This window comes from Bacillus cereus (assembly GCF_002577405.1).
Taxonomy (GTDB): domain Bacteria; phylum Bacillota; class Bacilli; order Bacillales; family Bacillaceae_G; genus Bacillus_A; species Bacillus_A cereus_AU.
In genome coordinates, this window is the sequence record NZ_NULR01000005.1 from 99,933 (window position 1) to 115,649 (window position 15,717).

Here is a 15,717-nt window from a genome sequence, read left to right on the forward strand (position 1 = left end):
TTAATCACTATTTTACTTTCTTTTAGAATTCAATTACTACATTTGAAAACGCTTATTATCTCGTTTTCAGGGAAAAATACAATAACGGTTGAAGACAAAATGAATTATTTCAGAAATTTTCTTTCTATTTCCATATAATTCTATTGACTTCTAAATATTTTGTGAATTAAAATAATTACATAAATATCCGTTATACAGGATTAGGGGGAAACAAACATGGATTCAGCTTTAAAATTAGACAAAGCTGGAGAACAACAATCACCAAAAAAACATCCACCAGGATTATATTTGTTGTTCTTAACAGAAATGTGGGAAAGATTTAGTTATTATGGAATGCGCGGCCTTTTAGTTCTTTATTTAACAACTGCTGCCGTTAGTGGCGGATTAGGATTTGATAAGGCAGTTGCAGTGCAATTATATGGTACTTTTACAGCGGCAGTATATTTCATGCCAATTATAGGCGGATGGCTAACTGATCATTATATTACGAGACGTCATGCCATTACTCTCGGCGGAATTATTATGGCGATTGGTAACTTTGTACTATTCTCCATGAATACAAAAACAGGACTATTCCTTGGATTAGTACTATTAGTTATTGGTAATGGATTCTTCAAACCAAATATTTCTACACTGTTAGGTGAATTGTATGACGAAAATGATTCACGTCGTGACAGTGCATTTACTATCTTCTATATGGGTATTAACGTAGGTGCTTTCTTCGCTCCACTTATTTGTGGATTTTTAGCAGAAGATTTCTTTAAAACAAGTGTTGATGGCGTTATGGTTATGGGATATAAATACGGATTCTTAGCAGCTTGTATCGGTATGATTATTGGACAAATTGTTTTCAACTTATTAGCTCCTCGCTACCTTGGTACAGCAGGAACAACAGTTGTTGGTAAAAAAACAAAAAATCAACCTGCAACCGAAAAGAAACCTTTAACAAAACAAGAAAAAAATCGCACTTGGGCAATTGTAATTTTAACTTGTTTCGTAGTATTCTTCTGGGCAGGCTTTGAACAAGCTGGTAGTTCTTTAACACTTTATACAGATAAATTTGTTGATCGTACAATTTTCGGATGGGAAGTTCCAACATCTTGGTTCCAATCCGTTAATCCAGCATTCATCGTACTATTCGCACCATTCGTATCTATGCTATGGTTAAAACTTTCTAAATCAAAGCGCGGCGATTTAAAAATACCAACAAAAATGGCATTTGGTATGATTTTACTAGGTATAGGTTACCTTGTTTTAACATTAGCGGTTCTAAAAACTGGAAGTAATGAAGCTGATATAACTGTTAAAGCAAACTTATTATTCATCGTTATCACTTATATGTTCCATACAATTGGCGAACTATTCTTATCACCAATCGGTCTATCAATGGTAAGTGCAATTGCACCTGTTAAATTAGCATCATTACTAATGGGTGTATGGTTAGCTGGTTCAGGTATGGCTAACTGGTTAGCTGGTAAACTTGCTTCCTTTACACAATCATTAGGCTATCTTGAAGTATTTGCAAGTATCGGTATTATCGTTATCGTCCTAGGAGTTGTACTTCTTCTCTGCTCTAAAAAAGTTGCAAGTATGATGGAATAACACAAAAAAGACGCTTCTAAAATTAGAAGCGTCTTTTTTATTACCTCTCTTCTAAAGCCGTCACGTCCACGTGAACGCTCTCTCCTGGGTTGGATACATCATACACTTGAGCGCTCCCCTTCTGCTCATCACAGCTCTCAATCCATACGGGGACTCCCTCATATGTAACATCAATTCTACTTGAAGAAGATAATATTTGTTTCACACGTTTTACATCCATTATATTATTCCTCCTTTTGCTTACAACACTCCTTTCTATCTTTTCTTTTCCCTTCAGAATATATTCCATCAACCAGCATGTTGATTAATAGTCTTTTTTTCCAAATAAAAAAGACGTATATTTCACACGTCCCTTTCCAAAATATTCAAATTTTAAGAAAATAATGTTTTTACTACTTCACTTACTTTATCATTATGAACTTGATAATACACTTCTAATCCTCTTCTTTCAAAGCGTACTACTTTATTTTGCTTTAATTTCGTTAAATGTTGTGAAACCGTTGATTGCGGAATTTCTAATACTTCCTGTAATTGTGTTACATTACAAGTTCCACGCTGCATTAGTTCCATTACTAAGCGTAGACGCAATGGATGCGCTAACGCTCTTAACATTTGTACATCTTCTTCTGAAATACGACATTCGAATTGATTTTGGCTCATAAAGTTCCCCTCATTTTCGTTTTTATTTTCTTTTTATTTATTTATATATCTGTTCTTATATTTCCTGTTACGACATAACTTTATCAACCTAGAAAGCTGAAAAATTTTTCCACTTTCATCAGCAAAGAGTTCAGGAAAAAATCCCTGCTGATTTTGAATATTATACTATATGATATAACGAAAAAGCAAAAGTAAGGGTTATGATTACTTTGCTTACAAACGTTGTTTTATCAAGCTTTTTGTTATATTTTCACCTCATTGAAACGTACAGTAACGATATTGTAAAATACCGTCTATAATTGATAACCTATCGTAACGTAGTTGAACCATATTTAATCTCTTTGTTACGCTAAAAGGAATTTTCAGTAAAAAGAGGTAATGTAATATTAAAAATCGGCTCATTGTTGTTTTAATTAATATTGCAATCACCTGAACTGTTATTCGAAACTTTTATCAGTGGGTGTCTTGTCCATCCCACACTGATTATTATCCCACACTAATCGGGATTTTACGGGATAACTCCCCCTTACCTTTCCTTATTGATCAAATAATAAAAATAAATACCCTCTATACTCGATACAAAGACGTCATCTAATATATTCCTGTAGAGACAATGACATATGAACAAATAAAGGAATATGCAAATAATTTATACCGCACACTCAAATAGAGTGGAGTACGTTTTTTGTCTACTTTATGAACAAAATGTTACTTCAAACACTATTATGGAATAATTATACTTTTTTACGTTGACAATAGTGTTGAAGGAGAATATACTAAGCATGTAAGTTGATTGTGAATAGTTTCACAAATAATGTGAATTTCTTCACATATAAATAGATAGGAGTTGTCATTATTATGAGTACTTGGACACAAATTTATGACCCATTAAACAATATTTGGTTATCTGCACTAATCGCAGCACTTCCAATTTTCTGCTTCATCATTTGTTTAATGGGACTCAAAATGAAAAGTTACATGGCTGGTCTTTACAGTGTGATTGTCGCTATTATTCTTGCTATATTTGTTTATAAAATGCCAGCAACAGTAGCTGTAGCATCTGCCGGATTCGGTGTTTTATCTGGATTTTATCCAATTTGTACTATCGTTATCGCAGCAATTTTCCTTTATAAATTAACTGTTAAAACAGAGCAATTCAATATCATTCGTGATAGTATTTCAAGCATTACAAATGATCAACGTCTACAAGTATTATTAATCGCTTATTCTTTCGGTGCTTTCTTAGAAGGCGCAGCTGGTCTAGGGGTTCCAGTTGCTATTACAGCTGCACTACTTGTAGGTATGGGCTTTAATCCATTAAAAGCAGCAAGTATTTGTTTAGTAGCCAACATCGCTGGTGGCGCTATGGGTGCTATGGGTATTCCAGTTACAGTGCCAGCACAATTAACTCAATTAGATCCATTAACTATCGGTCGTCAAACTGTTATTATTTTACCTTTCATTAGCATTATTTTACCTTTCTTACTTGTTTCAATGGTCGATGGAATGAAAGGTATTAAAGAAACTTGGCAAGGTATTCTTGTAAGTGGTGTTTCTTTCGCCATTACTCAGTTCCTTGTAACTTACTTCTTAGGTGCAGAACTTACTAATATTTTCGCAGCCGTTGTAAGTATGGTATCACTTGCATTATTCTTACGTGTTTGGCAGCCAAAATCTTCTAAAAAAGAAGAAAAACAAGAAGCAAAAGAATCTCATACATTCAATCAAATTTTATATGCTTGGTCTCCATTCGTATTCTTAACTGCATTCGTAACAATCTTTAATTTAAAACCGATTAAAGCTTTATTTGCTCCGGATGGTCCATTAGCAAACTTAGTGTTTAACATTCAATTCCCTGGTCTTCATAATGTGGTTATGAAAACTACACCAATTACAAAAGCAGATACACCTTTCGCAGCAATTTTCAAATTCGATGTATTCTCTTCTACAACTACTGCGATCGTACTAGCAATTATCGTTTCACTTATCGTTTATCGCGTAAAAGGTAAAATGGTTAAAGAATTAATGTTTGAAACAATAAAAGAACTAAAAGCTCCAGTATATACAATTTGTAGCGTTATCGCTTTAGCTTACGTAGAGAACTACTCTGGTATGTCATCTACACTTGGACTTGCATTCTCTTCTACTGGTAATGCATTCCCAGTTCTTTCTCCAATCTTAGGATGGATTGGCGTATTCATTACAGGATCAGTAGTATCAAGTGGTTCATTATTCGCACCACTTCAAGCAGTAACAGCAGACCAGTTAAACATCGTTCCTTCTACACTCGTTGCATTAAACGTAGTAGGTGGTACAATGGCAAAAATGGTTTCACCACAATCTGTAGCGGTTGCTTGCGCAGCAGTTGGACTAGTTGGTCAAGAATCTGCCTTATTTAAAACAGCAATGAAATACAGTTTAATCTTCTTAGCTGTTATTAGCTTACTGCAATTAAACGCTGTATTTAATATCTTCTAAAAAAAAGCACCGATCCAAATGGATCGGTGCTTTTTTCATTACATTTTTTTATTCTTTAATAAAGAGGCTCCCGCAATTTCAGGATGCGTCATTTCGTATGGATCCAAAATAATATCAAGCTCTTCTGCTGTAAGTACACCATGTTCTAAACATAGCTCCCTAACAGATTTTCCTGTCGCAATCGCTTCACGTGCAATGCGAGATGCTGCTTCATAACCAATATGAGGATTCACCGCTGTAATAACTCCAACACTTTTCTCAACATATTGTTTCAGTAACTCTTCATTCGCTGTAATACCCTTAATACAATATTCACGGAATACACGGAATCCGTTGTTCATAATACTTATAGATTGAATTAAATTAAATACGAGTACTGGCTCCATTACATTTAACTCTAATTGCCCAGCTTCTGACGCTAAGCAAATTGTATGGTCATTTCCAATTACTTGGAAAGCAACTTGGTTAATTACTTCTGCCATAACTGGATTTACTTTCCCCGGCATAATAGATGAACCTGGTTGACGAGCTGGTAATTGAATTTCCGCCAATCCAACACGTGGACCAGATGCCATAATACGAAGATCATTTGCAATTTTAGACATATTCATCATACATACTTTTAGTGATGCAGATACTTCTGTATATGCATCTGTGTTTTGCGTTGCATCAACTAAATGCTCTGCACCAACAAGTGGGAATCCGCTAAATGTTCGCAAGTGTTTAACCACTTGTTCAATATACATAGGGTTTGCATTTAGTCCCGTACCAACAGCTGTCGCACCCATATTCACCTCATATAAATGTTGACGAGACTGCTTAATTCTTTTTATATCACGCTCAAGCACGCGGCTATATGCTTCAAATTCTTGTCCAAGACGAATCGGAACTGCATCTTGTAAATGCGTACGCCCCATTTTAATAACATGATCAAACTCTTTTGCCTTATCACGAAAAGCAGTATGAAGTCCTTCCATTGTAACAAGAAGTTCTTCTAGCATCATAAGAGTTGCAATATGAATCCCAGTTGGGAACGCATCATTTGTTGATTGCGCCATGTTCACATGAGTGTTTGGGCTAATTTTCGCATATTCACCTTTTTCGTACCCCATACGTTCTAACGCTCTATTAGCAATTACTTCATTAGTATTCATATTAATTGAAGTCCCTGCCCCGCCCTGAATTGGGTCTACGATAAATTGATCATGGAACTTCCCATCTACAATCTCTTGTGCAGCTTCTGCAATTTCTTGGCCGATATCTTTAGCTAAGTAACCTGTATCTATATTCGCAAGCGCTGCCGCTTTTTTTACAATTGCCATTGCCGTAATGAGTGACGGATGAATGCGATATCCTGTAATCGGAAAGTTTTCTACGGCACGTAATGTTTGTACACCATAATAAGCTACACTCGGTACTTCCTTTTCACCTAAAAAATCTTTTTCTATACGTATATCCTTCGTTGCTATCATTTTTCATCACCTATACTTTTCATTCTAAATCCTTATCTAAAGAATTCGCCCTATAAACTACGAGTATCATTAAAAAGAATTCTTCAGTATCCACCTTCACTATATAGTACATATTTTGAAAGCGCAAACATTTATTTTTCTATATATCCTTTTTATTAAAGTTTATATAATAGAAAATCCATTCATTCTTCTACTTTCTTTATTTCAACTCGCTTAATTTGATGCATATCCTTTTCAAGAACTTTAAAAGAAAAGCCGTGTTTCTCAATAATATCCCCCTCAGCAACGATTTGCTTTTGTACCATAATCCAGCCACCGATTGTATCAACATCATCAGCGACCAAATGTACGCCAAATAAATCATTTACTTCACTAATAAGCACTTTCCCCTCTACAATTTTACAACCTTCACTTATATGTTCTATCGGTGGATGCTCATCTTCATCGTATTCATCTCGGATTTCTCCGACAATTTCTTCTAAAATATCTTCTAACGTAACAATCCCTGCTGTACCACCATATTCATCATATAGTACAGCTAATGGAATGTGCCTTCTTTGCATTTGCAATAATAAATCATGGATTGCGATATTTTCTAACACTTCAATAACTGGACGTGTATATGGTGTAATCGAACACTCTTCATCTCGATTACCATCCATATAATGAATAAATAAATCTTTGACATTAACCATCCCAATAATTTCATCTTTATCTTCACCAAATACTGGATATCTCGTATATTTTTCTTGTGCGATTACTTTAATATGTGTCTCAAACAGCTCATCTTCATATAAACCAACAACTTCAGTACGAGGTACCATGATTTCCTTTGCTACCCTGTTGTCGAATTCAAAGATGTTATTTACATATTTAAATTCAGTTTGATTAATCTCGCCACTCTCATAACTCTCAGACAAGATTAACCTTAGTTCCTCCTCAGAATGCGCAACTTCATGTTCAGAAGCCGGATGTAAGCCAAATAAGCCTGTCACAAATCGTGCAGAGCCATTTAAAACCCAAATAAATGGATACATAACTCGGTAAAAATAAATAAGGGGCTTTGATAATAATAAGCTAACTTGCTCTGCTTTTTGGATTGCAAAAGTCTTTGGAGCAAGTTCACCAATTACAACATGTAAAAACGTAATAACTGCAAAGGCAATAATAAATGAAACTGTACTTGCAATTGCAGGAGATAAATCCAATTTTAAAAACAGTGGTTCGAGTAAATGTTTAATCGTCGGTTCTCCTAACCACCCGAGCCCTAAAGCAGTAATCGTAATTCCTAACTGACATGCCGATAAATACTCATCTAAATTTGAAGTTACTTTTTTAGCTGCCAATGCGCCTCGTCTTTTTTCACTAACGAGTTGATCGATACGACTGCTACGCACCTTTATAATTGCAAACTCTACAGCTACAAAAAAACCTGTTAGCGCAATAAGAACAGCTACCATCAATAATTTTAAAATATCCACATATGTCCTTTAGCTTTTCTTAGCTAAAGTTACACCTCCTTTAAAAAAGAAGTTTCACTTTAGTTTCTTCATTTACTTGAAAGCAACCCTATATAAAATTCACCAATTTTCAGTCCTCATACAATTCTAATGGCAAACCGTCAGGATCTTGGAAAAAAACGAATTTTTTCCCCGTTATTTCATCAATACGTATCGATTCCGTCTCAACATCACATCGGTTTAAATGTTTAACAGCTTCTTCTATACCAGTAACAGCAAAAGCTAAGTGTCTAAGCCCAGCAGCTTCTGGAAAGCTTGCGCGGTCAGGCGGACTTGGAAATGAAAATAATTCAATTTGATACTCTTCTCCTACGCATAAATCTAGCTTATAAGAATTTCTTTCCTCTCTATATACTTCATTTATCGCTTTGAAACCTAATATCCTAGTATAAAAATCCTTTGATATTTCATAATCTGAGCAAATAATTGCAACGTGATGTACTCTACATATATTCATGATTCCTCTATTCCTTTCTTTACCAAAGATGCATATTCTCCCTTGAAATGACAAACATATATAGCAGAATATCTCTTTTAGGGGGCTTACTATGAAATTTATCACTTTTTTCGTTGGACTTATCGTTGTTTTTTTCCTTACCTACATTGCTAGTAACAATAAAAAACATATTAAATTCAAACCAATTTTTATCATGCTTATTATACAGTTAATTTTAACCTATTTATTATTAAATACAGAAATCGGACTTGTACTTATCACAATCATTTCCAGCCTATTTACAAAGCTACTCGCGTATGCTGCTGATGGTATAAACTTTGTATTTGGCGGTCTTGCAAATAAAGGCGAAATGCCATTTTTCCTTACTGTATTATTACCAATTGTCTTTATTTCCGTCTTAATTGGTATATTACAACATTTTAAAATACTACCGTTTTTTATTCGTTGGATTGGTTATTTCCTTAGTAAAATAAACGGCCTCGGGAAATTAGAATCTTATAACGCGATTGCCTCTGCCATTGTCGGCCAATCAGAAGTTTTTATTACGGTGAAAAAACAATTAGCCCAAATTCCCAAACATCGACTTTATACACTTTGCGCCTCTGCTATGTCAACAGTATCCATGTCCATTGTCGGTGCCTATATGACGATGATCGAACCAAAATATGTAGTAACCGCCCTCGTTCTCAATTTATTTAGCGGCTTTATTATTGTCCTCATCATTAACCCTTACGACGTTAAAGATGAGGAAGATATTTTGGAAATAAAAGGTGAAAAGCAAAGTTTCTTTGAAATGCTTGGAGAATATATTCTTGATGGTTTTCGCGTAGCCATTGTCGTTGGCGCTATGCTCATCGGATTCGTTGCATTAATGAGTTGCATTAATGACCTATTCCTCATTATATTCGGCATTACTTTCCAGCAATTAATCGGCTATGTATTTGCTCCTGTTGCATTTCTGATTGGTGTACCAAGTTCTGAAATTGTCACAGCTGGTAGCATTATGGCAACGAAGCTTGTAACAAATGAGTTTGTAGCCATGATAGACCTTAGTAAAATTTCCAACAGCCTTTCTCCCCGCACAGTTGGTATAATTTCCGTCTTCCTCGTTTCTTTTGCCAATTTCTCTTCTATTGGAATAATTTCCGGTGCGGTAAAAGGATTAAACGAAGAACAAGGAAACGTTGTTGCACGATTTGGTTTAAAATTACTATACGGAGCTACTCTCGTTAGTATTTTATCTGCGATTATCGTAAGCATTATGCTGTAATAAGGTAAAATTTTATCATTTTCTTATCCCTATCTTTTGTATACAATAACGAATAGATGTCTTATAAATAATCGAGACGTCTATTTTTTATACATGTACAATCTCTTTTATTTAGCGTACAATATTTTTTATGTGTTTGAATACACTTTTAGATGTATACACTTTGATAGTTTTAAAGGAGAAAAAATGATGAAATCCGACATGAACAAAGATACACGAGCCAAAAAAGGACGCTCAAAGAAAAAACGCCTACTTTGGCTCCTTCTTATTCCCTTACTGATTGTAGCACTCGGAGCAGGAGGCTACTCCTTCCATATATACAGTAAAGCAAAATCCGTTTTAAGTAATGCTTATGCTGAACTAGGACGAGGAGATAAATCAAGCAAACGTGAAAAAGCTGTTAAACCTATGACTGATAACATTTCCGTACTTATTATGGGTGTTGACGAAAGTGATATTAGGGACAAGAATTACGGAAAAGCAACTCGTACGGATGCGCTATTACTGGCAACAATTAATAAAAATGATAAATCCGTTAAACTTGTCAGCATTCCACGTGACTCACGTGTCTACATTAAATCACGTGATAAATACGATAAAATTACACACGCACACGTATTCGGTGGCGTAGACAGCACGATTGATACAGTAGAGAACTTTTTAGATGTTCCAGTTGACTATTATGTAAAATTCAACTTTAAATCATTTATTAAAATTGTTGATTCCCTTGGTGGTATTACTGTCGACGTTCCAGTTGAATTCACAGAACAAAATAGTAAAGACGAACCGAATGCAATTCATCTAGAAAAAGGACGTCAACATTTAAATGGCGAAGAAGCACTTGCACTAGCGAGAACTCGTCATATCGACAGTGATTATATGCGCGGTCAACGACAACAACTTGTTTTAGAAGCTATCGCTGAAAAAGCACTATCCCTTAATTCCATTAATAAAATCGGTGGCCTACTAGATGCTGTCGATAACGACTTAAAAACAAATTTAACTTTTGATGATATGATGGCAATTGCAAAGAATTCAATGGGTTCAGATTTAAAAATGGATAAACTGCAAGTAGAAGGTACCGATAAATATATAGATGGTATTTATTATTACGTTCCAGACGAAAAAAGCGTCAATGATATATCGACAACCCTTCAAGAACATCTCGGTGTTACGAATAAAAATGAACATAAAAAATTATAATAAAAAGGCTNNAGCCTTTTTATTATAATTTTCAACATATTTTTCACACATATTGTGACAAAAAGAGACAATTATTACAACAGTGTAACATTTTTTATAAAAACATTACACACATAGTGAAAATGATAGTATACTAGGACATACATACTGTTATTTTCATCATTTTTATACAAAAAATGTAATACATATATTTATACAAATTTTTCTGGGGGGGAAATAAATGAAGAGAGGTAAAATACTAATCGGTTCAGCTATCGCTGGTGGCATATTACTTTGTATAGGTGGTATTGGTGGCTATCAATATGTATCTGCATTAAATACCCAATTAAATACTACCGCATTACCAAACACTACATTTGAAGGCATTTCTCTTGATGGAAAAAATAAAGCAGATATTCAAGCTATTATTAATCAAAAGGTGAATGAATTAGATCAAAAATCTCTTAACTACGTATCCCAAGATGATAAACAAACATATATATGGAAAGATTTAGGCGTGGAATATAATGGGGAAGAAATTGCCGACACCATTTTTAAAGAACAAGAAGGCAATATGATTAATCGTTATAACATGCGTAAACAAGCTGAAAATGGCGAATTAAAACGTGACTATAAATTAACATCAAAATTAAATACAACAACTTACGAAAGCTTTATAAAGGACAAATATAATGAAACATTAAAAAATCCTGTTAATGCAGAATTAAATGTTGAAGGTTCTACCGTAAATATTAGCCAAAGTCAAAATGGAGAAAAAATTGATAAAGGAAAACTAACTGATTTAACGAAACAAGCCATTACTGCTGGCACATCAGACGTTACATTACCAGTTACACTCATAAAACCTGAGCGATCTACAGAAGATATACAAAAAATGGGGATTAAAGAAGTAATCGCTGAATACTCGACTCCAATGGCTGGTCGTAATGGCAATCAATCCTTTAACGTAAATAAGTCAGCTAATACTTTAAGTGGAGTTATTGTAGCCCCTGATGAAACGTTTAGTTTTAATGGCCGTGTTGGCGTAACTGATGCGGCACATGGTTATAAATCCGCAGCAGTATATTCACAAGGTAAAGTGATACAAAGTGCAGGCGGGGGCGTTTGCCAAGTCAGTAGTACTTTATATAGTGCAGCTTTAAGGGCAGATTTAGGAATTGTTTCTCGAAGCAATCATTCTATGCCCGTAAATTATTTGCCACTTGGGCAAGATGCAGCAGTGGCAGATTATGGTCCGGATTTAAAATTTAAAAACAATACAGGTAATCATATTTATATTCAAGCATTTTCAAATGGAGGTAGTATTACTACGCGCATTTTCGGTACAAATACTGGTAAAAATGTTGAAGTTTCTTCTCAAGTAATTAGTAATACTGGTGATAAAATAACAGCGGTTACGTATAAAAAAGTAACACAAAACGGTGAAGTAATATCAAATGGACAAATTTCAAAAAGCGTATATAAAAGTGCCCCAAAACAATGAGATACTATCAAACAGACAAATTTCAAAAAGCAAAAGAAAAGGCGTGATCTAATCACGCCTTTTCTTTTGCAATAATAGTATAAAAGTTTCGAGATGGTCCTTCGTTTCTTCTAAAGACCACATACGATTCCCTTGCTTCGCAGCTAATACGCACGCTTCTTCCCATGCGTTCTTTTTTTTCATAGTTACTAATTCATCGCGCAATTTCAAAACAATCTCTTCATCCTCTTGCTCTATAAATTCTTCCATCACGCTCGCTATTTCATCCTCATGAATACTTAACGTACAGTACGATTTAAGAAAGTATTGTAATGTCGTATACATATGTACTCCCCCTTCTTATTTATCAGTTGGATAAGAAGTAATGATCTTATATCCTAATTCCCCTGACTTATCTCTCGCTAAAACAGTAACTGTTTTTACTAACTTGTCTTTTACATTCATATTTTTCTTGATTACCGTTTTTCCAACTGGGAATGAATGAGTTGTATTTAATACGAGACGAGCCTCTTTAGAATTTTTCAACCAATCTTGAATTTCTTTATCATGCTGATTCAAACTATCTTTTACAGCTTTCGTCGCTGTTTCCTTGTCATAGTATGTACTTGCTGCTGATACTTTATCTGTCTTCAAGCGATTCTTCAAATCTTCTTCTGATCTACCTACATGCCTTTCAATCGTATGGCCATTTTTAGGTGGCCCTTCCATTTCATCTAAAATATTATCACTAATTTTTTCTACTGATGTAGCTTGATTCCCTGTTTGTTTCTCTGTTTTTTGTTCTTTTCCTGCACATCCACTTAAGATCAGCATTAGTGCCAATAAACTACTCAAGAAAAGACTACTTATTCGTTTCATCGTATCACCTCTTTCATGATTATTATCGTAACTTCACTAAAAGTCAATTTCACACCGAAAAAACATACACATTTTTTAAATTCCTCATCTATTTTGCCCTATTCTCACCCTAGTTTCATCAAACCACTATTTTTGACCCTTTCCAAAATATACCCCTATGTTTTTCGAATTATTTCCCGAAATAAAATACCAATAAAAATACCTAACAAACGCCTTAAATAAAGGTTTTATTAGGTATTTTTCACGGCACTTAAATATACCCCTTGTTTTATATACCTAATACCCATATAAGGTATATAAATGCCGTTTTATCAACATTTTTCTACATTATGTAAATTTACACTTGCTGATACAATAGAAATATGGTGTAATGCAAAAAAAGATAAAGGATTTTAAACAATGGCCGAAACAATTCAAAATTTCTTAACAGACTATTATTCCATCGCAATTCCACTTAGTATCGTAATCAACATCATCATCAGTCTTTTAGGTTTTATCCCTAGTATTTTTTTGACCGCTATTAATATACAGCTCTTTGGTGTAACAAATGGAACAATCATTTCGATCACAGGTGAGGCATTAGGGGCTATTATCTCGTTTTACATTTATCGCATAGGCCTTCAGAAATTCACTCACAACAAAGTAAATAAGTACCCAAAGGTAGAACGCCTCCTTTATGTAGAAGGTAACGAGGCCTTTCTACTCGTTCTATCCTTTCGCCTCATCCCTTTCATTCCATCAGGTATTGTTACTTTATTTGCAGCTCTAGGAAAAATGTCATTACTCTCCTTCAGTATTGCCAGTACAATAGGTAAAATACCGGCTTTATTGATCGAGGTATATTCTGCCTACCATGTCATAAATGGGACAAATGAAGCGAAGTGGATTGTAGCAATCGCAGGTTGCATTGGATTGTTGTATTTGTGGAAAAAATGGAGAAAAAAATAAAGAAGGAGCCTATGCTCCTTCTTTATTTTTGAGGTATGTTATTAACAACTATCTCTTAAAACCTTAGTTTACACCAACAGCACTAAATGATTGCTTAACTGCTGTTACTTCCGCAGAGCTAGCACCATATAAATCAGCTGCAGCTTGCACTAAACCAGCACGCGCTTGGCTAAACGTAGTAGATTGTGTGAAATATTGCGTGTTTGCACGGTAGTAAATTGCACCTAATTTGTCTTTTCCGATACCAGTTACCGTTACACCTGAATGCGTACCGCCATTTGCTAATAAATAAGCTTGTTTGTTAATAATGCCACTGTTTGTATGAACACCACCATTATCACTAGTACCAGTGTAACGCTTAGAATAATGGTCTGGGTCACCATATTTCGCTGGATCACTCATAGAGCGAAGCGCGTCTCCTGCTTTACCAGGTGTGTAAATATCTTCACCAATCTCCCAATCTGGATTACGATTATCATAGTACTCTACTAACGTACCAAAAATATCTGAAACTGCTTCATTTAACGCTCCTGATTCATTTTGATAAATTAAATCCGAGCTATTTTCCGTAACAGCATGTGTTAATTCATGCCCAATTACATCAATTCCACCAGATAACGAAGTAAATGTTACACCATCACCATCTCCGTATACCATTTGTGAACCGTTCCAGAATGCATTATTATAATTTCTTCCATAATGCACAGTTGATTTCAGTGATGCCCCTGCATCATTAATAGAATTTCTATTAAATGTAGCTTTATAATAATCATATGTTTTACCCGCATAGTAATGAGCATCAACTGCTGCTGCATCATACGCTGCATTGAAAACATTATCTGTATCTACCCATAAAGTTCCAGGCAACGTGGTACGATTTTTCGCATCATACGTAAAGATTGTTGCTCCACGCGTATTATCTTGCAAGTAGTAAGACGATCCAGATAACGTTGTATTAAGGGATTTTGTATCACCTAATACCCCTTTACCTGTCCCTACTTTATTTGTTCCAGTTACAGGTTTTCCAGCTGCTTTTGCATCCTGTTTAGGAGCATCTTGTTTCACCGGTGTCTTATCATCATTTACATGATCAAGTTTATTGTATTTATTTAAAACTTTACCGCTGTCTGCCTCAATGAAATAGTAGTAGTTTCCTGGACTTGGATCTAAGAAGTTTAAATTTACAACGTATGCATATGTTGTTTCTTCACCGTTTTGGTATACATATAAGTCCGCTTTTGGTTCTACTTCATATTTCGGTGTTACTCCTAAATCTTGCTGCGCGATTTCAATTGCTTTTGCGCCTTCAATCTTATTTTTATTTTTCAACTTTTCCTTTTTGTCTAAATCAGGTGCAACTGTTCCAGACAACACTTTTAAAGAACCGTCTTTACTTACGTGAGCTACTTGAGTAGACCCCCATACAGGTACTCCCTCATAAATTTGTTGCATACGTACTACTGTTGAATCAGTTACAGCATCTTTTTTCACTTGTTTCACTTTAAAAGAATCTTGCGCACTCTTTTCTCCTAGCTTGTAATCACCTTTTGCTGCATTTAAGTAATCAAACACAACAGATTCCGCTTTCTTGCTAGTCGCTCCAGTTAAATCACCAGAAATAAACTCAGGTGACTGTACTGTCTCATTATACTTCTTCGTAGAGAGCACATTTTTAGAATCTGCAAACGCAGAGCCTGTCCCTCCAAACGTTGTAACTGCCATTCCTGTCGCTAACACTAACGCTAAACTTTTCTTTTTCATGAACC

Annotated in this window: 14 protein-coding genes; 6 read left to right on the top strand and 8 right to left on the bottom strand. The window is 34.9% G+C overall.

The genetic code is table 11. The annotated features are described in order from the left end of the window. Positions 1–216 precede the first annotated feature (216 nt). Complete coding sequence (locus COC96_RS07825; RefSeq protein ID WP_098269246.1) at positions 217–1,602, top strand: peptide MFS transporter; 1,386 nt, start codon at positions 217–219, stop codon at positions 1,600–1,602. A gap of 40 nt (positions 1,603–1,642) precedes the next feature. On the opposite strand, the gene COC96_RS07830 is transcribed toward COC96_RS07825, so the two are convergent. Then, entirely contained in the window at positions 1,643–1,822 is a 180-nt protein-coding gene (locus COC96_RS07830; RefSeq protein ID WP_002169177.1) for an acid-soluble spore protein H, read from the bottom strand. Positions 1,823–1,974: 152 nt separating this feature from the next. Beyond that, positions 1,975–2,262: an ArsR/SmtB family transcription factor gene (locus COC96_RS07835; RefSeq protein ID WP_098269248.1), complete on the bottom strand. Its 288-nt coding sequence runs from the start codon at positions 2,260–2,262 to the stop codon at positions 1,975–1,977. Positions 2,263–3,120: 858 nt separating this feature from the next. On the opposite strand from COC96_RS07835, the gene COC96_RS07840 reads away from it, so the two are divergent. After that, positions 3,121–4,740, top strand: coding sequence for an L-lactate permease (locus COC96_RS07840; RefSeq protein WP_098269249.1), 1,620 nt, complete (start codon positions 3,121–3,123; stop codon positions 4,738–4,740). 38 nt (positions 4,741–4,778) lie between these two features. On the opposite strand, the gene aspA is transcribed toward COC96_RS07840, so the two are convergent. The 3 genes from aspA to gloA2 all read right to left on the bottom strand — a co-directional run bounded on the left by aspA (position 4,779) and on the right by gloA2 (position 8,189). Continuing rightward, entirely contained in the window at positions 4,779–6,212 is a 1,434-nt protein-coding gene (gene aspA / locus COC96_RS07845) for an aspartate ammonia-lyase (RefSeq protein WP_098269250.1), read from the bottom strand. A 182-nt stretch (positions 6,213–6,394) separates the two neighbouring features. Continuing rightward, on the bottom strand, positions 6,395–7,693 hold the full coding sequence (locus COC96_RS07850) for a hemolysin family protein (protein WP_098269251.1): 1,299 nt from the start codon (positions 7,691–7,693) through the stop codon (positions 6,395–6,397). Between the two features lie 109 nt (positions 7,694–7,802). Beyond that, positions 7,803–8,189: an SMU1112c/YaeR family gloxylase I-like metalloprotein gene (gloA2, locus tag COC96_RS07855; protein ID WP_098269252.1), complete on the bottom strand. Its 387-nt coding sequence runs from the start codon at positions 8,187–8,189 to the stop codon at positions 7,803–7,805. A 91-nt stretch (positions 8,190–8,280) separates the two neighbouring features. On the opposite strand from gloA2, the gene COC96_RS07860 reads away from it, so the two are divergent. The 3 genes from COC96_RS07860 (at position 8,281) to COC96_RS07870 (ending at position 12,145) form a co-directional block, all read left to right on the top strand. Beyond that, positions 8,281–9,459, top strand: a complete 1,179-nt coding sequence (locus tag COC96_RS07860) for a NupC/NupG family nucleoside CNT transporter (RefSeq protein ID WP_098768625.1) — start codon at positions 8,281–8,283, stop codon at positions 9,457–9,459. A 186-nt stretch (positions 9,460–9,645) separates the two neighbouring features. Further along, positions 9,646–10,662 (top strand): LCP family protein, encoded by a 1,017-nt coding sequence (locus COC96_RS07865; RefSeq protein WP_141536045.1) that lies wholly within the window; start codon positions 9,646–9,648, stop codon positions 10,660–10,662. Positions 10,663–10,882: 220 nt separating this feature from the next. After that, entirely contained in the window at positions 10,883–12,145 is a 1,263-nt protein-coding gene (locus COC96_RS07870; protein WP_098269255.1) for a VanW family protein, read from the top strand. A 48-nt stretch (positions 12,146–12,193) separates the two neighbouring features. On the opposite strand, the gene COC96_RS07875 is transcribed toward COC96_RS07870, so the two are convergent. Beyond that, positions 12,194–12,469 (bottom strand): hypothetical protein, encoded by a 276-nt coding sequence (locus COC96_RS07875; RefSeq protein ID WP_098768626.1) that lies wholly within the window; start codon positions 12,467–12,469, stop codon positions 12,194–12,196. A 15-nt stretch (positions 12,470–12,484) separates the two neighbouring features. Further along, positions 12,485–13,003 carry an RNase A-like domain-containing lipoprotein gene (locus COC96_RS07880; protein ID WP_098768627.1) on the bottom strand — a complete coding sequence of 173 codons (519 nt, stop codon included), beginning with the start codon at positions 13,001–13,003 and terminating at the stop codon, positions 12,485–12,487. 399 nt (positions 13,004–13,402) lie between these two features. On the opposite strand from COC96_RS07880, the gene COC96_RS07885 reads away from it, so the two are divergent. Then, positions 13,403–13,951: a TVP38/TMEM64 family protein gene (locus COC96_RS07885; RefSeq protein ID WP_098269258.1), complete on the top strand. Its 549-nt coding sequence runs from the start codon at positions 13,403–13,405 to the stop codon at positions 13,949–13,951. 63 nt (positions 13,952–14,014) lie between these two features. Here the strand turns inward: COC96_RS07885 and COC96_RS07890 are convergent, their stop codons facing one another. Next, a complete protein-coding gene (locus tag COC96_RS07890; RefSeq protein ID WP_098768628.1) occupies positions 14,015–15,712 on the bottom strand; it encodes a M4 family metallopeptidase in 1,698 nt (565 codons plus the stop codon). Positions 15,713–15,717 lie beyond the last annotated feature (5 nt).